At 48.0% G+C, this 244-nt stretch carries 1 rRNA gene; it reads left to right on the top strand.

The features are described 5' to 3' along the window. Positions 1-157: 157 nt before the first annotated feature. Positions 158-244: ribosomal RNA gene (locus DCS96_RS18445) — 23S ribosomal RNA — on the top strand; the annotation flags it as partial.

Here is a 244-nt window from a genome sequence, read left to right as displayed (position 1 = left end):
CTTTAACAACCTGGAAAGCTGATGAAATAATTTGTAGTTCTTGATACGCAAGTGTCTTGGAACTTCTTGGCGAAAACAAAGTTGTAAGCATCAGTCATGATGCGTACCGCCTTGATGAGTGTACCGGCTTCGGCTGACACACTTCTTGGGGTTGTATGGTTAAGTGACTAAGCGTGCACGGTGGATGCCTTGGCAGTCAGAGGCGATGAAGGACGTGCTAACCTGCGTTAAGCACGGGTGAGCT

Source organism: Zobellella maritima, from assembly GCF_003075035.1.
In the GTDB taxonomy this organism is placed as follows: Bacteria; Pseudomonadota; Gammaproteobacteria; order Enterobacterales; family Aeromonadaceae; genus Oceanimonas; species Oceanimonas maritima.
Note: the sequence above shows the minus strand (reverse complement) of the source record. Positions and strands in the feature narration are given on the sequence as shown.